Below are 22,348 nucleotides of genomic sequence, written 5' to 3'. Positions count from 1 at the left end.
CCCTCAGGTAACTCCCGCTGCGAGCACGTCCCCCCTAACCCGAGCGACACCGTCATGAAACACCTCAAACCGCTGATTCGTAGCACTACCGTTATTCTGGCACTGCTGTCACTCGCCGCCTGCTCCGGCATGTCGTCACAGGACAAGGGCACCGCGATAGGCGCCGGCGTAGGGGCCGTAGGAGGTTCAGTCCTTACCGGCGGCTCCGCCATCGGCACCGTCGGTGGCGCCGCTGTGGGGGGCGTCATAGGCCACGAAGTCAGCAAACCGTGATCTTTCACTAGACATGTCAGCGGCGCTTCGAGGAGCGCCGCTAGCGTTTCCGACAGTGGAATCTACTGCGATCGCTGGCATATCTATATCAGTATAGGGTAATTGGCGACACGCTCTGTACGCTATCGCACAGAGCGCAGCCAGAAACGTAACTACATTGTTACCAATCCGTACGACCTGCCTGCTCGTTGCCTGCCACTGAGATGGCTCTCATGGAGTGAGTTATGCGCCTAGGATTGACGACATTGCCAACGCCCGACCCAGCACAAGACGACCAAGGAACTCATCAAGTCCAGCGGCCGCTGCTCGAAGTGCTGCTAATCGGCCCCGGTACGCCTGATATGCTAGGCCTCGAGGCGATACTGTGCTCAGCCAAGGCGGATTACAGCACCACCCGGGTCGAATACCTGCAGCAAGCATTGGACCTACTTCAGCAGCAATCCTTCGACATGCTGCTGCTCGATCTCACCCTGACACAATGCCCGTGGCGCGCCGCGCTTGAACAGCTGGCCAATGCCGCGCCGCAGGCGCTGCGCATCGGCCTGGCCGACGGCGACGAACACCCCTCGTCAGATGAAGCTCGCTGTCATGGTGCCCATGACACCATCACTCTGCCGAAGCTCGACGCATACTGGCTCTTGCATCTGCTGGATACGGCACTGCATCTGAATCAGCCAAAGCGTGAGCTTGATGAACATGATACGCACCTGGACACCATCAACGACGCCCTGCCGATTGGCACCCTGATCACCGATATGCAAGGCACCTGCTGCCGCAGCAATGCCCGGTATCGCAGCATCTGTGGTCAAGCGGCCGCCCCGCTGAGTGATAGGCACTGGACATGCGCCCTGCACCCGGATGACCGCTCGCGGGCCACCCAGGAGTGGCAGCAGGCCTTCGAGAGCGACACCCCCTGCCATATCGAGGCGCGCATACTGCGTCCGGACAACAGCATCGCCTGGGTCAGCATCAATGCCGCATGCCTGAGCGGAGCGCGCGGATATATCCATACCGTGGAGGACATCACCTCACGAAAGCAGGACGACCGCCTGCTGCGCGCCGCCGAGGAGGCCCTGTATATCGAGAAGGAGCGCGCTCAGGTCACACTGAATTCGATCGGCGATGCGGTTATCTCGACCGATAACGCCTGCCGAGTGACTTACCTTAATCGGGTAGCCGAGGTGATGACCGGCTGGCCCCATGAGAGTGCCCTGGGCAGGCCTATCACCGACGTCTTCCGTATTGTTGAAGAAACATCACGCCAACCTGCCAGTGACCCCGCCCGGCGAGCCATCGATGAAAACCGCATTGTCGGCCTGGCAATGGGCACGATCCTGATTGGGCGCGACGGCAGCGAACTGGCGATCGAGGATTCCGCGGCGCCCATCCACGACCGCAGTGGTGAGGTCACCGGCGCGGTGATCGTGTTTCATCACGTCAACCAGTCCTTGACCATCGCCAAGCGCATGTCGCACCTGGCACTGCATGATGCGCTGACCGACCTGCCCAATCGCGTGCTGCTACGCGAGCGCCTGACCCGTGCGATCGGCCTTGCCCAGCGGCATCGTCAGCTCGTGGCCCTGCTGTTCATTGACCTGGATGACTTCAAGGCCATCAATGATCGCCTCGGCCACGCCGCCGGCGATGCGCTGCTGCAATGCATCGCCAGGCGACTGAAAAGCTGCGTACGCGACACCGATACCGTCTGTCGACTCGGCGGCGATGAATTCGTGATTCTATTGACCGAGGTGAGCAGCATCGATGATGCCCGCCAGGTGGCCGAAGCCATCTTCGACGCCTTACTACCGCCACATTACATTGGCGAAAGAACGATCGACATCACGGCCAGCCTCGGCATCAGCCTCTATCCCAACAGTGGCAGTACGCCAGACGAGCTGATGCATCGCGCGGACACCGCCATGTACCATATCAAGCGCCAGGGGCGGAACAGTTACCAGTTCTTTTCCGGTGATATGCTGCCCAGCCACTCACATGATCTTCCAGGCTCGAGCGCCATTTCACGATATAAAGGCGCCCCCTATAGCTGATTGCTCTCCAGCGTACGCTAGCGCACAGTCGGCGTGATCAGCAACGTATATTCTTGTAACGAGTGTGGCAAGGGAAGTGCCTAGACAAGGATGTCGCACATTGCGTCGCAGGGAGCGCGGCGCCACTAGACGTTCAATAAGGCCGTCATCTCGACGTCCACTATTATGCTGTTTATCGCCACGATGCTGTTACCAACCGCTGACTCAACGTCTGATATATCGGCCAGCGAACCGTTCCCAGAAGCTGACCACCTGGCTTCCAGTGACCTTTCTAAAGATATCGACATCAATCTAGATGACGGCTATTGATAAGACATGAGGCACCATGAACAATTTCGTATGGATCGTCGGAGCCGTGGTGATAGTACTGGTCGTACTGTCGGTCCTGGGCTTGCGCTAGACGCTCGCCTTGACGCTTCTCGACGACTACCGCCAATGCCGCTACCGCCTCACACAGTGGCTTGCTACCAGACGTAGCCAAGCCTCGCAGGTGGAGACGGCCTTACCGCCCCGCGCAGAGCTCCTCAGCACTGCGCAGATGGAGGCCCACGGAGAGTGGCTAGCCAACTGCCACCAGCTCGCCAACGGACACGCCCCCGACCTGCTGCTACCCCGTCTGCGTAACAATGAGCAGACGCTGGTCGCCAGCTGCAACCGCTTGGCCACTGCAGTAGCCGAACAGCAGCGTATTGCACCGGCCGGCGAGGGGATGCTCGACAACTTCCATCTCCTCGAAGAGCAGATGCTGACCGCCCGGCGCCATCTTCCCCCCGGCTATAGCACCTCACTCCCCAGGCTATCGAGCGGCCCCTCGGCGGGACGTCCACGGGTCTACGACATTGCCATGGAAGCTATCGCCCACGGCGACGGCCATCTCGCCTTCGACAACCTGCATCGCTTCGTGGCGGCCTATCAGCGCAACATTACCTTGACGCTGGGCGAGCTGTGGGCCATCCCGATCATGCTGCGCCTGGCGCTGATCGAAAATCTGCGCCAGGTGGCTGACCGCCTCGACGCGGGACTCAGCGAATGCCTGCTGGCGGAGTCCTGGGCAGAGCGCATGATCGCCACCGCCGAGCAAGACCCCAAGGGTCTGATCCTGCAGGTCGCCGACATGGCCCGCTCGAAGCCGCTGATGAGCAGCGAGTTCGTGGCCGTGCTGTCACGACGCTTGCAGGGACGCGGGCCGTCGCTTTCGCTGCCGCTCTCGTGGGTCGAGCAGCGACTCTCGGATTCCGGTGCCAGTATCGAACAGCATATCTTGATCGCCAATCAACAGCAGGCCTCCGATCAGGTGTCGGTAAGCAACAGCATCGGCAGCCTGAGGATCATCGCTGCTATCGACTGGCAGGACTTCGTGGAGTCGCAAAGCGCGGTAGAACATGTCCTGCAAGAGGATCCCAGCGGTATCTACCCAAGCATGGACTTTGCCACCCGCGACCGTTATCGGCATGTGGTGGAAGCCCTGGCCAGCCGTTCGGCGCTGGGCGAGAGCGAGGTAGCGAGCCTGGCCATCGAGCTCGCCGCCTCGGCCGACCAGGCGAGCAATGATCCCGAGCGCACCCGACACGTCGGCTACTACCTGATCGGCGCGGGCTTGGCCGACCTGACGCGGGAAGCTAGGGCAAGCCGCTCCCCAATGCGTCGCCTGGGTATCAGCATGCGGCGACGCGCTCTGCCCCTCTACCTTGGCGCTATCGGCGCCGTGACACTGCTGCTCAGCGCGACCCTGCTGTTGGCCGCCGAGGCGCGACTCACTGGCCCGGCGCCACTGGCGTGGATAGTCAGCGTCACGGTGCTGTCGCTACTGGTCAGCAGCCAGACCGCTGTGTCGCTGGTCAACCGGCTCACGGCGCTGATGGTGTCACCGCGCACGCTACCGCGTATGGAGGTCAAGCAGGGTATCCCCGCCCACTGCCGCACCCTGGTGGTCACGCCAACCCTGCTGACAGATGCTGCCGGTATCGAGGCGCTGCTGGAATCGCTCGAGGTGCGTTTCCTGGCCAACCAGGATGCCCATCTGCATCTTGCCCTGCTGACCGACTTCAGCGATGCCCCGCAGGCCACGCTCCCAGGTGACGATGCCCTGCTGACGCAAGCACAGGATGGCATCAGCCAGTTGAACGCCAGCTATGCCGAACACTGGCGTGCCCTCGGCGGTGACGCCACTCCCTTCTATCTCTTTCACCGCCCGCGCTGCTGGAACGCCCAGGAGCAGTGCTGGATGGGCCACGAGCGCAAGCGCGGCAAGCTCGCCGACCTCAACGCCCTGCTGCGAGGTAAGCCGGAGACCAGCGTCCGACAGCGCTTCGCACTGACCGTGGGGGATATCTCGCCGCTGTCAGAGGTGGCCTATGTCATCACCCTGGACAGCGACACTCAGCTCCCCCGAGATGCCGCTCGCCAACTGGTCAGCGCCATGGCCCACCCGCTCAATCGTCCACGTCATGATCCTCTTACCAACCGCGTCGTTGACGGTCATGGCATTCTGCAGCCAAGCGTCGCGGCCAGCCTGGAGGGCGCCAACCGGTCACGCTATGCGCGACTGTTCGGCGGCGAGGCGGGCATCGACCCCTATACCCGGGCCATCTCCGATCTCTATCAGGACCTGTTCGACGAAGGTTCTTATATCGGCAAGGGCATTTACGATGTCGATGCCTTTGAACGGGCCATCGACACCCGCTTCCCCGAGAACCTGATCCTCAGCCATGACCTGCTGGAGGGCTGCCACGCTCGCTCGGGGCTGGTCAGCGATATCTCGCTCTACGAGGACCATCCCAGCGACTACCTCGACGACATCAAGCGCCGCCAGCGCTGGATACGCGGCGACTGGCAGCTTACCGGCTGGCTAAGCCGACATCCGCCCATGGGAGACTCCCGTCCGGGCAGCCCAAGCGGCAACCCCCTGCCGCTGCTGTCACGCTGGAAGCTGCTCGACAACCTGCGGCGCAGCCTCTTCCCCATCGCTCTGATGACGCTGCTGCTGGTGGGCTGGACTCAGCCCGCGACCGCCTGGGTCTGGACCCTCGGCGGCGCCGCGCTGCTGCTGATACCGATGCTCGGCGACGTACTCCGCGAGCTGCTCAGCAAACCCGACGAGCGCCCCCTTGGCCAGCACCTCGCATGCACCTCGCGCGACCTGCTCGGACGCATCGGCCAGCTCGGCTTCCAGCTTAGCTGCCTGCCCTACGAGGCCTACATCCACCTCGACGCCATCCTGCGCACCCTGTGGCGACGCCATGTCAGCCACCGGCGTCTGCTGGAGTGGGTACCGTCGAGCACCTGCCAGGCGCGCCCGCCGCGCGACGGCGTGCAGAACATGTTCCGGCAGATGTGGCTCGCGCCTGCAGTGGCGACCAGTGTCGCCTTGATACTCGCCGTCGCTCACCCGTTGACGCTGCTCGCCGCGGCTCCCTTCCTGGTGCTATGGGGGAGCGCTCCGGGTCTGGCCTGGTGGCTAAGCCGCCCACAGCTGCCGCCACCCTCGCAGCTGGATGCCGTGCAAACTCAGTTTCTAAGACGCCTGGCCAGACGTACCTGGGCGTTTTTCGAACAGACGCTGAGCGCCGAGGACCACTGGCTCCCCCCCGACAATATTCAGGCGTACCGCGAGACCACCGTGGCCCATCGGACCTCGCCGACCAATATCGGCATGGCGCTACTGGCCAACCTATCGGCCTATGATTTCGGCTATCTCAGCGCCGCGGACCTGATCAGGCGCAGCGAGCAGACCCTGGGAACGCTGAGTGTGCTACCCCGCTATCGCGGTCATTTCTACAATTGGTACGACACCGAGACCCTGCAGCCGCTGCCGCCCCACTATGTCTCCAGCGTCGACAGCGGTAACCTCTCGGGCCATCTGTTGACCCTTGGCCGTGGGCTACTCGAGGTGGCAGACGCGCCGCTGCTGCCCCTGCGCTGCTGGCAAGGGATGCACGATACGTTGGCGCTTATCGAAGAGTGTGGCGGCAACGCCGCACGGGTGCCGCTAGAGGCCTACCGGCGGGAGCTGGACCACAGCTGCCCGACACCGCAGCAGCGCCTCGCGAGCTGGCATCAGGCGCTGACCCGGCTCAGCGCTGCAGGTGTTGCGCTGTGCGCCGCCATGCATCCGCATGCCACAGCGGCGCACCCCGAGGCGAGTACATCACCTCAAGCCCCGCTGCTGGAGGAGAACGCCCACCAGTGGGCGCTCAGCCTGCAGCAGCAGACCCGCGCCATGCTCGATGAACTCGACCATCTGGCGCCCTGGCTGGCGCAGTCGCAGTGTCTTGACGACTGCCCGCTCGGCAGAGCCCTCAACGCCCTTGCGCTGCCCACTCTGGTCGACATCGCCAGCCTCGACAACGTGCTCGGCAGCGTCGCGGCAACGCCCCCCGAACACGCGATCGATGACACTCAAGCGGCCCCGCTACGGGAGGCGATCCAGCTCGCCAAGCGGCGCGCCCAGCAGCGCATCGCTACCCTCGAGCGGCTCGCCGCCAGCTGCGCTGGTTTCGCTCAGGTTGAGTATGGCTTCCTGTTCGACCGCACCAAACACCTGCTTGCCATCGGCTATAACGTCACCGAGGAGCGTCTGGATAGTGGCTATTACGATCTACTCGCCTCGGAATCTCGGCTGAGCAGCTTCGTCGGAATCGCCCTTGGCCAGCTACCCAAGGAGAGCTGGTTCAGCCTCGGTCGACTGCTGACCCGCGCTGGGGGGAAACCGGTGCTGCTGTCGTGGAGCGGCTCGATGTTCGAATATCTGATGCCGATGCTGGTGATGCCGACCTACCCCAATACGCTGCTCGACCAGACCTGCCGTGCGGCCGTCGCTCGCCAGATCGACTATGGCAAGCAGCGCGGAGTGCCCTGGGGGATTTCCGAGTCCGCCTACAACAGCGTCGATGCCAAGCTCAACTATCAGTATCGCGCCTTCGGCGCGCCCGGTCTGGGACTGAAGCGCGGCCTGGCGGAAGACCTGGTCGTCGCTCCCTACGCCTCGGTAATGGCGCTGATGGTGGCGCCAGTCGCCGCCTGCCACAACCTGCAGCGCCTGGCTCGCGAAGGCGTGATGGGGAAATTCGGGCTGTTCGAGGCAGTCGACTATAGCCCCTCTCGCCAACGCCGCGGCTCCCACAAGACGCTGGTGCGTTCTTTCATGGCACACCACCAGGGCATGAGCCTGCTGGCGCTGGCCTACCTGCTGCTGGAACAGCCGATGCAGCGCCGCTTTAGCGCGGATCGCCACGTACAGGCCGTGCTGCTGCTGCTGCAGGAGCGTATCCCCCGCACCAGCGCCCTGTTCACTCACGTGGCGCGCCTGGCCGAAGTGCATCCGGCAAGCCACCGCAGTGACCCGCCGATACGTGTCTTCGACAGCCCCGACACCGCCGCCCCGGCGGTACAGCTACTCTCCAACGGTCGCTATCACGTCATGGTCACCAATGCCGGCGGCGGCTATAGCCGCTGGCGCGATCTCGACGTAACGCGCTGGCGCGAAGACCCGACCCGTGATCACCACGGCATCTTCTGCTATCTGCGCGATCTCGACAGCGGCCACGTCTGGTCCAACGCCCACCAGCCCACCCGCGCCTCGAGCAGCCACTATCAGGCGATCTTCGCCGAGGGCCGCGCCGAGTACCGCCGCCGCGACCGCATCGACAGCGGCGAGCTGGAGACCTATACCGAGATCGCCGTCTCCCCCGAGGATGATATCGAGCTGCGCCGGCTACGCCTGACCAATCACACCGCCCAGCGCCGCGAGATCGAGGTCACCAGCTATGCCGAGGTGGTCATTGCGCCTGCCGCCACGGATGCCATGCACCCCGCCTTCAGCAATCTGTTCGTGCAGACCGAGATCATCGCCGCGCATAGCGCGATCCTCTGCCACCGTCGCTCGCGGTCACCGCAAGAGCGCTCGGCGTGGATGTTCCAGCTGCTGATCGTGCGTGACGCTGTCAGCCCCGCGGCCTCCTACGAAACCGACCGGCTGGGGTTCGTCGGCCGCTGCCGAAGCCCCGCGGCACCGCTGGCCATGGAGCGTCCCGGTGAGCTCTCCGGCCACGCCGGGGCGGTGCTCGACCCGATCGCCGCCATCCGTCGCGGTTTCAGCATCGAGCCCCACGCCGCCGTGACCCTCGACCTGGTCACCGGGATGGCCAGCTCGCGGGCCGACGCCGAGTGTCTGATCGCCAAGTATCAGGACCACCACCTCGCCGACCGCGTCTTCGAGCTCACCTGGACCCACCGCCAAGTGGTGCTCCAGCAGCTCGATGCCAGCGAAGCCGACGCCCAGCTACATGCGCGACTGGCCAGTGCGGTCCTCTATGCCCACCCCGCGCTGCGCGCCGAGCCCACCATTATCGCCGCCAACCGCCGCGGGCAGTCGGCGCTGTGGAGCTATGCCATCTCAGGCGATCTGCCGATCGTGCTGCTGCGGGTTCGCAGCAGCACCAGCCTGGTGCTGGTACGCCAACTCATCCAGGCGCATGCCCACTGGCGCCTGCAGGGCCTGGCCGTCGATCTGGTGATCTGGAATGAGGAGTATGCCGTCTACCGCCAGCAGCTGCAGGAGCAGATCCTGGGCCTGGTGGTGTCGAGCAGCGGCGCCAGCCATATCGACCGCCCCGGCGGCATCTTCGTACGCCCGCTGGAGCAGATCAGCGGCGAGGATCGCCTGCTGTTCCAGGCGGTGGCCCGGGCCATCATTCTCGATAGCCACGGCAGCCTGGAGGAGCAGCTCGACCAGCGCCAGCGCCAAGATCCCAGACCGCCCGTGCTGAGTATCACCAACTCTCACCGGCCCGACCTGGGCGCCATCCCGGCCGCCCCTCAGGGGCTTATCCTGAGCAACCCGCTAGGGGGCTTCAGCGCCAACGGCAGGGAGTATGTGATTCAGCTCGGTCCCGATCAGCACACCCCTGCGCCCTGGATCAATGTGATCGCCAACCCCAACTTCGGCTGTGTGCTATCGGAGAGCGGTGGCAGCTACACCTGGAGTATCAACGCCCACGAGAACAGGCTGACGCCGTGGCACAACGACCCGGTCAGCGACACCAGCGGCGAAGCGCTCTACCTGCGCGATGAAGAGAGCGGCTATGTCTGGTCTGCCACCCCACTGCCGGTGCGCAACGACGCCCACTACCTGGTGCGCCACGGCTTCGGCTACAGCGTCTTCGAGTCCGAGCAGGACGGTATCGGTACCCAGCTATGGATCTACGTCGCGCTCGACGCCAGCATCAAGTTCTCGGTGCTCAAGGTGCGTAATCTGTCGGCGCGGGCGCGCCACCTCTCGGCGACCGGCTATGTCGAGTGGGTCCTTGGCGACCTCTCCGCCAAGACCGCCATGCACGTGACCACCGAGGTGGCCGCTGCCAGCGGTGCGCTGCTGGCGCGCAATGTCTTTCATCGCGAACTGAGCGAGCAGGTGGCCTTCTTCGACGTCGACGATCCCACCCGCACGCTAAGCGGTGATCGCCAAGAATTTATCGGTCGCAACGGCAGCCTGCAGCAGCCTGCCGCTCTGCGACGCAGCCATCTCTCCGGCAAGGTCGGCGCCGGTCTCGACCCCTGCGCCGCCCTGCAGGTCAAGCTCTCGCTGGCGCCCGACGAGAGCCGCACGCTGATCTTCCGGCTCGGGGTCGGCAGCGATGGCGAGCAAGCCGCTGCGCTGATCCAGCGCTATCGCGTTGCGGGGGCGGCCAGCCAGGCCCTGGAGGAGGTGCAGGCGCATTGGCAGCACGCCCTCGGCGCGCTGCAGATCGAGACCCCCGACCCAGCGCTGGACGTGATGACCAACGGCTGGCTGCTCTACCAGACCCTGGCCTGCCGACTGTGGGCGCGCAGCGGCTACTATCAGTCTGGCGGCGCCATCGGCTTTCGCGACCAGCTGCAGGACAGCATGGCGCTGGCCCACGCCATGCCCCAGCGCCTGCGCGACCAGCTGCTGCTATGCGCCAGCCGTCAGTTCCGTGAAGGCGACGTGCAGCACTGGTGGCATCCCCCCCAGGGCCGCGGCGTGCGTACCCGCTGCTCCGACGACTATCTATGGCTGCCGCTGGCGCTGTGTCGCTATGTGCGACTCACCAATGACACTGCGGTGCTCGACGTGCCGGTCACCTTCCTCGAGGGGCGCCCCGTCGCTGAAGACGACGAGGCCTACTACGACCTGCCTGGCCGCGCCCCCGGCGAGGCAAGCCTCTATCAGCATGCCCGACTCGCCCTGCTCCACGGGCTACGGCTCGGTGAACACGGCTTGCCGCTGATGGGCTCTGGGGATTGGAACGACGGCATGAACCTGGTCGGCATCAAGGGCCGTGGCGAAAGCGTCTGGCTGGGGTTCTTCCTGTGCCAGATCCTCGAGGAGTTCGCTCAGTTGGCACAGCGCTACGGCGATCTTGAGACCGCCGAAAGCTGCCAGGCCTCGCTCGCGTCGCTGCGTGCTAGCCTCGACCGGCACGCCTGGGACGGCGCCTGGTATCGCCGCGCCTACTTCGACGACGGCACGCCGCTGGGCTCGGCAGCGGGCAGCGAGTGTCGTATCGACTCGATCTCGCAAAGCTGGGCGGTGCTCTCCGGCGCTGGCGATCCGCAGCGCGCCGAGCAGGCCATGGACGCGGTCTTCACCCACCTGGTGCACCCCGAGCAGCAGCTGATCCAACTGCTCTCGCCGCCCTTCGACAAGGCCAGCCCGACCCCAGGCTATATCCGCGGCTATGTGCCCGGCGTGCGTGAGAATGGCGGCCAGTACACCCACGCCGCGATCTGGGCGGCGATGGCCTATGCCCGGCTCGGCCAGCGCGAGCGCGCCTGGCAGCTAATGGATATGCTCAATCCCGTCCGCCATTCACTATCGGCATCCGGCATGGCCCGATATCGGCTGGAGCCCTATGTGATGGCGGCCGACATCTATTCCATGCCGCCCCACGTGGGACGCGGAGGCTGGAGCTGGTATACCGGCTCGGCGGGATGGATGTATCGCCTGATCAGCGAGTCGCTGCTTGGGCTGCAGCAGGCTGGCGACACCCTGACGGTAACGCCCTGCCTGCCTGCCGATTGGCCGCATATCCGCCTGCGCTACCGTTTCCATAGCGCCACCTATTGCATCGACGTCTACCAGTCCGGCGAGGTGGTGCATCCATCAACGACCACCCGCGTCGACGGCGTCACTCAGGCCAGCCCGATCATTGCGCTCTACGATGATGGCCAGGAGCATCAGGTGGAGATCGTGCTCGCCAGCGACTAAACGAAAAAAAACGCCCCGGCCTGGAAAGGTCGGGGCGTTTTTTCATGTCTGGTGGGTCGTGTAGGATTCGAACCTACGACCAATTGGTTAAAAGCCAACTGCTCTACCAACTGAGCTAACGACCCGCAAGCGTAAGCAAATTCGCTTACGTAACGGCGGCGGAGATGGTGGGTCGTGTAGGATTCGAACCTACGACCAATTGGTTAAAAGCCAACTGCTCTACCAACTGAGCTAACGACCCGCCGCCATCTGACGACAGGGGCCACGTCATGTTTCCCCTCCCGACAGGGCGCACATATTACCCACGGCGCCCCACGATGACAAGCCTTTTTGTGCCAACCGGCAGGCGTTTCGTTCCTGTCTCAGGGCTTGCGCGTGCTCTTGGGCTTGCGCATCGCCTGCACCGGACGCCGCTTGTTCTTGTCGCGACTCCAGCGGTTCTTCTCGTCCGGGGTCAGCTCGGGCACCTTGCGACTGGCAAGCCCGGCCAGGGTCGAGAGATCGTCGACTTCATCCTGGGTCAGCTCGGTCCACTCGCCGGCCTTGGCACGCTTGTCGAGGAAGATATTGCCGTAGCGCACCCGCTTGAGGCGGCTGACGGTGAGGCCCTGGGACTCCCACAGCCGGCGCACCTCGCGGTTGCGGCCCTCCAGGATCACCACGTGGAACCAGGTGTTGATGCCCTCGCCGCCGAACTCCTGGACGTCGCTGAAGCGCGCCGGGCCGTCGTCGAGCATCACCCCCTCGACCATCGCCACCACCTGCTCGCGGCGCACCTCGCCCATCACCCGCACCGCGTACTCACGCTCCACCTCGGTGGAGGGGTGCATCAGCTTGTTGGCCAGTTCGCCGTCGGTAGTGAACAGCAGCAGGCCGCTGGTATTGATATCCAGCCGGCCGATGGCGATCCAGCGCTCACCCTTGAGGCGCGGCAGCCGCTCGAACACGGTGCGCCGCCCTTCCGGATCCTTGCGCGTACACAGCTCGCCCTCGGGCTTGTTGTACATGATCACCCGCCGCGGGGTCTCGTCGGCGCCGCGCAGGGTCACCGGGCGGTCGTCGAAGGTGACCTTGTCGCGCATTTCGATGCGATCACCGAGGGTCGCCAACTTGCCGTTGACCTTGATGCGCCCGGCGCTGATCGCAGTTTCCATCTCGCGGCGCGAGCCAAGGCCGGCACGGGCCAGCACCTTCTGTAACTTTTCAGTGGTAGTCGTCATGGGTCTTCTGACATCTCGTCTGTAGAGGATTCCACGCCCCCGCGTCCGTCATCGTCGACGCTCTCGGGGGCGCGTCCGGCCAGGCGGGCTTCGAGATCGGCGAAGCTCAGTCCGGACCGCGTGGACGCCGTCCCGGCGTGTGATTCGGCGGCGACCGTCCCGGTCGTCGCCTGCTGCTGACTCTCGTCTCGCACGCTCTTCTCGCGCGCTTCGGCATCTCGCGCCTCGCCCTGCTCATAGTCGACCAGGCGCTCTTCGAAATCCTTGAGTTCGTGCATCGGCGGCAGAGCATCCAGCGTCTTGAGACCGAAGTCGTCGAGGAACTGGCGGGTAGTGGCATACACCGACGGCCGCCCCGGCACATCGCGCTGTCCCACCACCCGAATCCAACCGCGTTCGGCCAAGGTGCGCATGATCGAGCTGCTCACCGCCACCCCACGCACCTCCTCGATATCGCCGCGGGTCACCGGCTGGCGATAGGCGATCAGCGCCAGGGTCTCGAGCAGCGCCCGGGAGTAGCGCTGCGGGCGTTCATCCCACAGCCGCGAGACCCACGGCGAGAGCCGCGAGCGAATCCGCAGCTGGAAGCCGGAGGCGGTCTCGATCAGCTCCAGCGCACCGTGCTCCATACGCTCGCCGAGCCGCACCAGCGCCTCGCGCAGCTCGCGCCGTGGCGGCCGCTCATGCTCGTCGAACAGCGCCTCCAGCCGCTCCGGCGAGAGTGGCTCGCCGGCGGCCAGCAGCGCCGCTTCGAGAATCTCGTCCAGGGGGCTCACCGGGTCGCTGATACGCGTGTTCATGATGGTGGTAACGCTTCCTCGTGGTCGAACGGGCTCTCGCCCGCCTCGTCGTCGACGTCTGCGGGCGCCTCGCCGGCATCGCTGGCCAACCTCGCGCGCACATGGATCGGCGAGAGGGGCGCATTCTGGACGATCTCGATCATCGCCTCCTTGGCCAACTCGAGAATCGCCATAAAGGTCACGATCACCCCGGCACGGCCCTCCTCGAGAGTAAACAGCGCCTCGAAGGGGGTGTAGTGCTGATGCTCGAGTCGCGACATGATCGCCAGCATGCGCTCGCGGGTCGAAAGCACTTCGCGGCTGATCTGATGCGTCTGAGTCAGCTCGGCGCGGCGCAGGATACCCGACAGCGCCGCCAATAGCTCGTCGAGTTCGACATCGGGGTGAATGACCCGCGACTCCAGCGACGCTAGGCCCGCCTGAGCGGGAAACCAGTCGCGACCCAGGCGCGGCAGCTCACCCAGCGCCTCGGCAGCGTGCTTGAGCCGCTCGTACTCCTGCAGCCGGCGAATCAGCTCGGCGCGCGGATCGCCCTCGTCGTCCTCGTCATCGCCCTTGGGCGGCCGCGGCAACAGCGTGCGCGACTTGATCTCGGCCAGCATCGCCGCCATCAGCAGGTACTCGCCGGCCAGCTCGATCTCCATCGCTTTCATCAGTTCGACGTACTCGATGTACTGATGGGTGATGGCGGCGACATCGATGCTCAGGATATCCAGGTTCTGGCGGCGGATCAGATAGAGCAGCAGATCGAGCGGCCCCTCGAAGGTCTCGAGGAACACCCGCAGCGCCTCCGGCGGAATATACAGATCCTCCGGCGGCGCATAGACCGGCTCGTCGAGCACCCGCGCGAACAGGTCGCCCTGCTTTGGCGCGGGGACTTCCTCGACGGCAATGGTGGGCGTCTCGCTCACGGGTGGCCTGGCCTCCTGGGGCGTCTCTCGGCTCGACGTGGTGATCAATCGTGCAGTCTAGCAAGAGACAGGCACCGCTCACAGCGTCAGCGACTCGAGCAGCGCAAAGGCAGCCTAGCGGCGAGAAGCATCTCAACCAGACGCCTCCAGGCGACGCCAGCGCCGCATCACCATCGCCAGCACCACGGATGCCAGCACCAGATTGGAGAGCGGCAGGGCCAGCCAGACCCCGTTCAGCTCCATCAATAGAGGCAGCAGGGCCAGGAAGGGCACCTGGATCACGATGTTTCCGAGGGTGATCAGCACCGCCTGGCGCCCCAGGCCCATCGACTGGAAAAAGCAGGCCGCCAACACGATAAAGCCATCCAGGAAGAGCGCAAAGAGGTGTAGGCGAACCCCCAAGGTCGTTGCTGCCAGGAGCCTGGCGTCGTCGGAGATAAAGATGCCGGCGATGCGCTCGGGCCACACCATCAGCGCCGCCACCATCCCCGCGCCGAGCCCGATGGCGGTATATAGCCCCAGGCGAAAGACCCGCTTGATATAGCTGGCCTGACGCGCCCCATGGAAATAGCTGATCAGGGGCTGCATGCCGTTGGCCACCCCTTCGGCCATCATGTAGTAGAAGGCCAGCAAGTAGCCGGCAATGGCATAGGCCGCAACCTGCACCGGCCCGCCATACTTCATCAGCAGCATGTTGTGCAGCACCACCACCACCCCGAGATAGAGATACATCAGCATGCTCGACACCCCGGTGCCCAGCACCGCCCGACAGGCAGAGAGACGCAGTGGCTGCAGGCTCAGGCGGATGGGGGCCTGGCGACTCACCAGAAAGCCCAGGCAGATCAGGGCGGTGAGGCTCTCCGCCAGCAGGGTGGCCAGGGCAGCCCCCTTGAGCCCCCAGCCAAGCCACAGGATAAAGGCGTAGTCGAAGGCAATATTGGCCAAGGCACCCACCACCATGGCCAGGGTCGCCAAGCGCGGAGCGCCAAGGTTACGCACCCAGAAGGGCAGTGCCAGGCTGGCCACCACCAGCGGTGCGCCCCAGGCCATCACCGCCAGGTAGTCGCCCGCCAGCTCAGCGACCCGTCCGGTCGCCCCCTGGAGGGCCAGAAAGGCGTCGCCACCCCACAGTATCAGTGCACCCACCGGCACCCCGAGCAGGCCCAGCAGCCAGCCGCCCTGCCCCAGCATCACCGCCGCTCGCGGCTCGTCGCCGCGCCCCTGGGCAATCGAGCACTGGGCACCGGCCCCGACACCCAGCATGATGCCGACCGCCAGCAGCACACTGACCGCCGGCCAGGCCATGGTGATGCCGGCCAACCCCGGCTCGCCAATGGCGTGGCCGATAAAGATGCCGTCCACCACCTGGTACATGCCGCTGACCATCAGCGCCATGACCGCGGGCAGGGTATAACGCCAGTAGGCGCGAGTGATCGAACCGGAGTGCATCAGTCGATTTCCCCCAGTCCTTCACAAGCCTTGCCCAGTAGCCACTCCAGCTGGCGGATCTCCTCGTCATCGAGTCGCTGGCGCAGCGCCGCGGCGGTCTCCGCATAGACGTCGCACTCCTCCTTCTCGATGTGTCGTGCCTTGTCCGTGGCATGCAAGAGCACGGCCCGCCCATCCTCCGGACAGGCCGAGCGATAGAGGTAGCCACGCGTCTCCAGCTTGCTGACCATGGTGCTGGCCGAGGCCTTGCTCACCCGCAGCAAGGCGGCCAGTTGCGTCAGGCGCATCCCATCCGGCGTCGAGAGTAGGGCATAGAGGTAGTCGAGCTCAGCAGCGGTGAGCTCCATACTGCCGCTGCGTCGGCCATGCTCTCGCCAACGGTTCCATATCTCCCAGCCCAGATCCTTCAGGTCCGATTCAAGCGTCATGGTATACCTCCATCCCCATATAGTTAGTTATTCTAACTAACTATATGGGGATGGCAAGCCTCTCACCTCTCCGACCCGCCGCTCCGCTCACTCCGCCGCGTCGGCGCGACGATAGCGACCGCTGTAGTCGAACAGCTTCTCGCGCACCTGCCAGTGGCGGCCCACCTTGCGCCCCACCACGAAGTCCGGCGCGCGCAGGCGGTGCTGCTCGGCGATCACCTCTTGCGGACTGGTGGGACGCCAGGCTACTCCAGGCGCACGCAGATGGTCGCGCAGGAAGACCGCCTGGAAAGCGCCGCGCTGGGCCGCGGTCTCGAGGGCGAACCACTCGGCCAGGGTGGCACCGTCTTCATCATGGTAGATGACCTTGAGGCGCGGCATGCCGCGGCCATTGGTGGTGGCCTCGAGCTGCATGCCGCTGACCCGCAACACTCGGGCATCCTTGAGCTTGAGCGCCGCCTTGAGCTTGTCGTCGGCGTCCACCAGCAGCGTCTGGCAGCCGTGGCAGCGCCGCGCGGCGATATCGTTCTCGGCGCCGCACTCGCCGCACACCTTGAAGCGGAAGCGAAATGAGCACTGCATCATCGCCGACCTTGATGTTTCGCGTTGAGCGCGGCTTCGGGCGCTTTCAACCAGCCCCTGGCAGCGGCGGCCGTAGTGCTCGATCACCAGCTCGCCGTCGCGCTTGCCCCAGAACAGATTGGCGTGGCCGCACTCGGGGCACTCGACCTGCACCGGCTCGGCGTCGGAAGCGGGCTTCGGCGCGCCCACCTCCGGCGCATAGAGATCCCAGGGGTTGCCGGCATAGTCGAGCACCAGGCAGTCGCGCTTGCCCGGTGCCAGGCGCAGGCCGCGGCCGACGATCTGCTGGTAGAGGCCTACCGATTCGGTGGGCCGCAGGATGGCGATCAGGTCGACATGGGGCGCGTCGAAGCCGGTGGTCAGCACCGCCACGTTGACCAGGTACTTGATCTCGCGGGCCTTGAAGGCGTTGATAAGTCGTTCGCGCTCACGGCCCGGGGTGGCGCCGGTGATCAGCGCCGCCTCGGGCTGGGGCAGGTAGCCGAGGATCTCCTCGGCATGGGCCACGCTGGCAGCGAAGATCATCACCCCCTGGCGCTCGGCGGCGCGCTCGACGATCTCGGCGATGATCCCCGGCGTCGCGCGGTGGCCCGCCACCACCCGGTTGAGCTCCTCCTCGCGGTAGAGACCGCTGGCCGCCGGAGTGAGCGCCGAGAAGTCGTAGCGCTCGACCGCGGCATCGACACGGGTCGGCGGCGCCAGGTAGCCCTGCTTGACCATCAGCCGCAGCGGCTGCTCGAACACGCAGTCGCGGAAGAAACAGGCCTCGTCGCCGCGCACCATGCCGTGATGATGGCGGTGATAGATAAAGCCCTGCCCCAGGCGGTAGGGCGTCGCGGTGAGACCCAGCACCTTGAGCCGCGGATTGCGCTGCTGAAGATAGGTGATCACCTGACGATAGCTGGAGTCGTCATCCAGCGAGACCCGGTGGCACTCATCGATCACCAGCAGGGTAAAGTCGCTCTGCCCCGGGGCGGGCGAACCGAACGCGGGCAGATTCCTGACCACCGACTGCACCGAGCCGAAGACCACCTGACGGCCGCTCTCCTTGCGCCCCAGCCCGGCGCTGAAGATATCCGCCTCCAGCCCGTAGGCCAGGTACTTGGCGTGGTTCTGCTCGACCAGTTCGCGGACGTGGGCCAGCACCAGCACCCGCCCCCGAGCCAGGCGCGCCAGCTCGGCGATCACCAGCGACTTGCCGCTGCCGGTGGGCAGCACCACCACCGCCGGCTCGTCGCCGCCGCGAAAGTGCGCCACCACCCGCGCCACGGCCTCCTGCTGATAGGGCCGCAGCGCCGGCGGTGAAGACGGCGAAGGCGGCCCGGGGGCCGCCTTGTTCACGTCATGCCTTGTCACCCAGGGCGCTCAGCCGAGCCACACCCGGGCATTGCGGAACAGCCGCAGCCAGGCGCCGTCCTGGGTCCATTCGGCGGGACGCCAGGAGTTGGTCACCGCCCGCGCGACCCGCTCGGGGTGCGGCATCATGATGGTGACCCGGCCATCCGGGGTGGTCAGGCCGGTAATACCCGACGGCGAGCCGTTGGGGTTGGCCGGATAGCGGCTGGTGACCTGGCCGTAGTTGTCGACATAGCGCAGCGCGATCTGGCTGCTGCCCTGCATGGCGCGCAGGTGGCCGCTGTCGCGGAACTCGGCGCGCCCCTCGCCGTGGGCCACGGCGATCGGCAGCTTGGAGCCCTGCATGCCGGCCAGCAGGATCGACGGACTCTCCTCGACCTGCACCATCGACACCCGCGCCTCGAACTGCTCCGACTCGTTGCGCACGAAGTGCGGCCAGTTGTCGGCGCCGGGGATCAGCGCCTTGAGCTGGGAGAGCATCTGGCAGCCGTTGCAGACGCCCAGGGCAAAGCTGTCGTCGCGGCCGAAGAAGGCGGCGAACTGCTCGCGAGCGCGGGGGTTGAACAGCACCGACTTGGCCCAACCGCCGCCGGCCCCAAGCACATCGCCGTAGGAGAAACCGCCGCAGGCCACCAGCCCCTTGAAGTCGTCCAGCGACACCCGCCCGGCAAGAATATCGCTCATATGCACGTCGACCGCCTCGAAGCCGGCGCGGTCGAAGGCCCAGGCCATCTCCACCTGTCCGTTGACGCCCTGCTCACGCAGCACCGCCATGGCCGGGCGCGCGGTGTTGATAAAGGGCGCCGCAATGTCCTCGTCGACGTCGAAGCTGGGCTGCGCCGAGAGGCCCGGGTCGCGGTCGTCGAGCAGACCGTCGAACTCGCTCTTGGCGCAGTCGGGATTGTCGCGCAGCGCCTGCAGGCGGTAGCTGGTCTCGGCCCAGGTACGCTGGGTCAGCAGCCGCGTGGTCTCGAGCAGCGGCTCCTCGAACAGCGTCACCCGCACCTGGTCGTCGTAGCGCGGCCGGGCGATCACGCCGCAGGTCTCGAGACCGGCCCCGGCGAACTGCGCCAGCACCTCCTCGGTGTACTGCCGGTTGACCTGAATCACCGCGCCGAGCTCCTCGGCGAACAGCGCATTGAAGGCATCCACCGGCTCGTCGATCAGCCAGTCGAGCTTGATCTCGAGGCCGGCGCGGGCGGCGAAGGCCATCTCCAGCAGGGTCACCAGCAGGCCGCCGTCACTGCGGTCGTGGTAGGCCAGCAACTTGCCGTCGCGGTTGAGGCCCTGGATCACCTCGAAGAACGCCTTGAGGTCCTCCGGGTCATCGACGTCCGGACACTCGTCGCCGACCTGACCGTAGACCTGGGCCAGCGCCGAGCCGCCGAGACGATTCTGGCCGCCCCCCAGGTCGATCAGAATCAGGTCCGATTCGTCCTGCTCGAGGTTGATCTGCGGCGTCAGGGTGCGCATGGCGTCGGTGACCGGCGCGAAACCGGTCACGGCCAGCGACAGCGGCGCGATGACACTCTTCTCCTCGCGCTCGCCCGCGGCGTTCTCCTCCTGCCAGGCGGTACGCATCGACATCGAATCCTTGCCCACCGGGATGGCGATACCCAGCGCCGGGCACAGCTCCATGCCCACGGCATGCACGGCGTCATACAGCGCCTGGTTCTCGCCGGGGTGATCGGCGGCGCTCATCCAGTTGGCGGAGAGCTTGATATCGCCCAGCTTGGCAATCGGCGCGGCGGCCAGGTTGGTGATCGCCTCGGCCACCGCCAGCCGCGCGCTGGCGGCCGGATCGACCATCGCCACCGGCGGACGCTCCCCCATCGCCATGGCCTCGCCGGCGTGAGTATCGAAACTCGCCGTGGTCACCGCCACGTCGGCCACCGGCACCTGCCAGGGGCCGACCATCTGGTCGCGGGCCACCTGGCCGGTGATCGAGCGGTCGCCGATGGTGATCAGGAAACTCTTGGAGGCTACCGCGGGCAGCCGCAGCACCCGATCCACGGCTTCGCGCAGGTCGAGGTTGTCGAGCATCACGCCGGACAGCACCCGCGACTCGCGCTGGAACTCGCGGGTCATCTTGGGCGGCTTGCCGAACAGCACGCTCATCGGCAGGTCGACCGGCTTGGTCTCGAAGTGACCGTCGCGCACTTCCAGATGGTGTGCCTCGGTGGCCTCGCCGACCACCGCATAGGGACAGCGCTCACGGGCGCACAGCGCGGCGAAGCGCTCGAGCTGCGCCGGCGCCACCGCCAGCACGTAGCGCTCCTGGGCCTCGTTGCACCAGATCTCCAGCGGGCTCATGCCCGGCTCTGCATTGGGGATCGCGCGCAGCTCGAAGCGACCGCCGCGCTCGCCATCCTTGACCAGCTCCGGCAGGGCGTTGGACAGGCCACCGGCACCCACGTCGTGGATAAAGCAGATCGGGTTGTCGTCGCCCAGCGCCCAGCAGCGGTCGATCACCTCCTGAACGCGGCGCTCGATCTCGGGGTTGTCGCGCTGCACCGAGGCGAAGTCGAGGTCCTCGCTGGAGCTGCCCGAGGCCATCGACGAGGCCGCGCCGCCGCCGAGGCCGATCAGCATCGCCGGGCCGCCCATCACGATCAGCTTGCCGCCGACCGGGATCTCGCCCTTCTGCACGTGGCCGTCGCGGATATTGCCGTAGCCGCCGGCGAGCATGATCGGCTTGTGGTAGCCACGCCGCTCGATGCCGTCGCGACCCAGGGCGTCCTGCTCGTAGGTGCGGAAGTAGCCGGCCAGGTTGGGGCGACCGAACTCATTGTTGAAGGCCGCTCCACCGATCGGCCCCTCGAGCATGATATCCAGCGCCGACTGGATGCGCTCCGGCTTGCCGTAGTCGAAGGCTTCCCAGGGCTGCACATACTCGGGGATACGCAGATTGGAGACGCTGAAGCCGGTTAGCCCCGCCTTGGGCTTGCCGCCGATGCCGGTGGCCCCTTCATCGCGAATCTCGCCGCCGGCGCCGGTGGCTGCGCCTGGGTGGGGGGCGATCGCCGTGGGGTGGTTGTGCGTCTCCACCTTCATCAGGATCTGGATCGGCTCTTCCTGGGCGGCGTAGCGGGCGCGCTCGCCCAGCTCACCGGTGAGCGGGGCGGCGAAGAAACGCGGTGCCGTACTGCCCCTGATCACCGCCGCGTTGTCGCTGTATGCGGAGAGAATATCGTCCGGTGAACACGCATGGGTGTTCTTGATCATCTTGAACAGCGAGTGGGGCTGCGTCTCGCCGTCGACGACCCAGTCGGCGTTGAAGATCTTGTGCCGGCAGTGCTCGGAGTTGGCCTGGGCGAACATCATCAGCTCGATATCCGCCGGGTTGCGGCCCAGTTCCTGAAACGCCTCGTAGAGGTAGTCGATCTCATCTTCGGCCAGCGCCAGGCCGAGCTGGAGATTGGCCTCGACCAGCGCCTCGCGGCCGGCCTCGAGAATATCGACCTGGCCCAGCGGTGCCGGCTCGTGATGGGCGAACAGTCGCGCGGCATCGCTCGAGTTGGCCAGCACCGTCTCGGTCATGCGGTCGTGCAGGCAGGCCACGATCGCCTCGAAGGCGTCCTCGGAGAGGGTGCCGTCGAGGCGTACGCGATAGGCGACGCCGCGCTCCAATCGCCGCACCTGGGCGAGGCCGCAATTGTGCGCGATATCCGTGGCCTTGGACGACCACGGCGACTGGGTGCCGATCCGCGGCACCACCAGAAACAGATGCCCCTCACGGGACTCGCTCACGACGCTGCCAGCGCTGCCGTAGTCGAGCAGTTGCGCGAGCACCTCGCGCTGGCCATCCTCGAGCTCACCGTCGTGGTCGACGAAATGGACGTACTCGGCGTGCAGCGCGTCGACCTCGGGAACCCGGTCGCGCAGGGTGGCCAGCAGCTTGGCATGTCGGAAAGCAGAAAGGGCGGGCGCACCTCGCAGTTCAAGCATGGTCGATCGAGCCTCTGGAGAAAGCGAAATGAGGGCCGCGGCCGGCGGCGATGAGCGCACATGATACTGGAAAGCAGCCGGGGCGCGAAATCCGCGCAGGTGAC

Annotated in this window: 10 protein-coding genes and 2 tRNA genes; 3 read left to right on the top strand and 9 right to left on the bottom strand. The window is 65.8% G+C overall.

Going from position 1 to position 22,348, the window contains the following annotated elements; translation table 11 throughout:
* Positions 1 to 54 precede the first annotated feature (54 nt).
* The 3 genes from IEI94_RS02580 to IEI94_RS02570 all read left to right on the top strand — a co-directional run bounded on the left by IEI94_RS02580 (position 55) and on the right by IEI94_RS02570 (position 11,550).
* Positions 55 to 273 carry a glycine zipper 2TM domain-containing protein gene (locus tag IEI94_RS02580; protein ID WP_191165282.1) on the top strand — a complete coding sequence of 73 codons (219 nt, stop codon included), beginning with the start codon at positions 55 to 57 and terminating at the stop codon, positions 271 to 273.
* 224 nt (positions 274 to 497) lie between these two features.
* A complete protein-coding gene (locus IEI94_RS02575; protein ID WP_191165280.1) occupies positions 498 to 2,321 on the top strand; it encodes a bifunctional diguanylate cyclase/phosphodiesterase in 1,824 nt (607 codons plus the stop codon).
* Between the two features lie 538 nt (positions 2,322 to 2,859).
* On the top strand, positions 2,860 to 11,550 hold the full coding sequence (locus IEI94_RS02570; RefSeq protein ID WP_191165278.1) for a GH36-type glycosyl hydrolase domain-containing protein: 8,691 nt from the start codon (positions 2,860 to 2,862) through the stop codon (positions 11,548 to 11,550).
* Positions 11,551 to 11,599: 49 nt separating this feature from the next.
* On the opposite strand, the gene IEI94_RS02565 is transcribed toward IEI94_RS02570, so the two are convergent.
* From IEI94_RS02565 to purL, 9 genes are all read right to left on the bottom strand, one after another.
* A tRNA-Lys gene (locus IEI94_RS02565) sits at positions 11,600 to 11,675 on the bottom strand.
* Between the two features lie 40 nt (positions 11,676 to 11,715).
* Positions 11,716 to 11,791, bottom strand: a tRNA-Lys gene (locus IEI94_RS02560).
* Between the two features lie 121 nt (positions 11,792 to 11,912).
* Positions 11,913 to 12,770, bottom strand: a complete 858-nt coding sequence (rluB, locus tag IEI94_RS02555) for a 23S rRNA pseudouridine(2605) synthase RluB (protein WP_191165276.1) — start codon at positions 12,768 to 12,770, stop codon at positions 11,913 to 11,915.
* Entirely contained in the window at positions 12,767 to 13,570 is an 804-nt protein-coding gene (gene scpB / locus IEI94_RS02550) for an SMC-Scp complex subunit ScpB (protein WP_191165274.1), read from the bottom strand. The genes rluB and scpB overlap by 4 nt, the downstream gene beginning before the upstream one ends.
* Complete coding sequence (locus tag IEI94_RS02545; RefSeq protein ID WP_191165272.1) at positions 13,567 to 14,481, bottom strand: segregation and condensation protein A; 915 nt, start codon at positions 14,479 to 14,481, stop codon at positions 13,567 to 13,569. The genes scpB and IEI94_RS02545 overlap by 4 nt, the downstream gene beginning before the upstream one ends.
* 132 nt (positions 14,482 to 14,613) lie before the next feature.
* Positions 14,614 to 15,930, bottom strand: a complete 1,317-nt coding sequence (locus IEI94_RS02540) for an MATE family efflux transporter (protein ID WP_191165270.1) — start codon at positions 15,928 to 15,930, stop codon at positions 14,614 to 14,616.
* Positions 15,930 to 16,358: a MarR family winged helix-turn-helix transcriptional regulator gene (locus tag IEI94_RS02535; RefSeq protein ID WP_191165268.1), complete on the bottom strand. Its 429-nt coding sequence runs from the start codon at positions 16,356 to 16,358 to the stop codon at positions 15,930 to 15,932. Before IEI94_RS02535 ends, IEI94_RS02540 begins: the two co-directional genes overlap by 1 nt.
* Positions 16,359 to 16,445: 87 nt before the next feature.
* Complete coding sequence (locus tag IEI94_RS02530; RefSeq protein WP_191165266.1) at positions 16,446 to 18,281, bottom strand: DEAD/DEAH box helicase; 1,836 nt, start codon at positions 18,279 to 18,281, stop codon at positions 16,446 to 16,448.
* A gap of 24 nt (positions 18,282 to 18,305) precedes the next feature.
* The gene (purL, locus tag IEI94_RS02525) at positions 18,306 to 22,244 is read right to left on the bottom strand and encodes a phosphoribosylformylglycinamidine synthase (RefSeq protein ID WP_191165264.1); all 3,939 of its coding nucleotides are present in this window, start codon (positions 22,242 to 22,244) and stop codon (positions 18,306 to 18,308) included.
* Between the last annotated feature and the right edge of the window lie 104 nt (positions 22,245 to 22,348).

It is taken from the genome of Halomonas sp. ML-15 (assembly GCF_014779595.1).
Classification (GTDB): Bacteria; Pseudomonadota; Gammaproteobacteria; order Pseudomonadales; family Halomonadaceae; genus Franzmannia.
The sequence above is the reverse complement of the archived record's forward strand: the minus strand, read 5'-3'. Positions and strand labels throughout refer to the sequence as shown.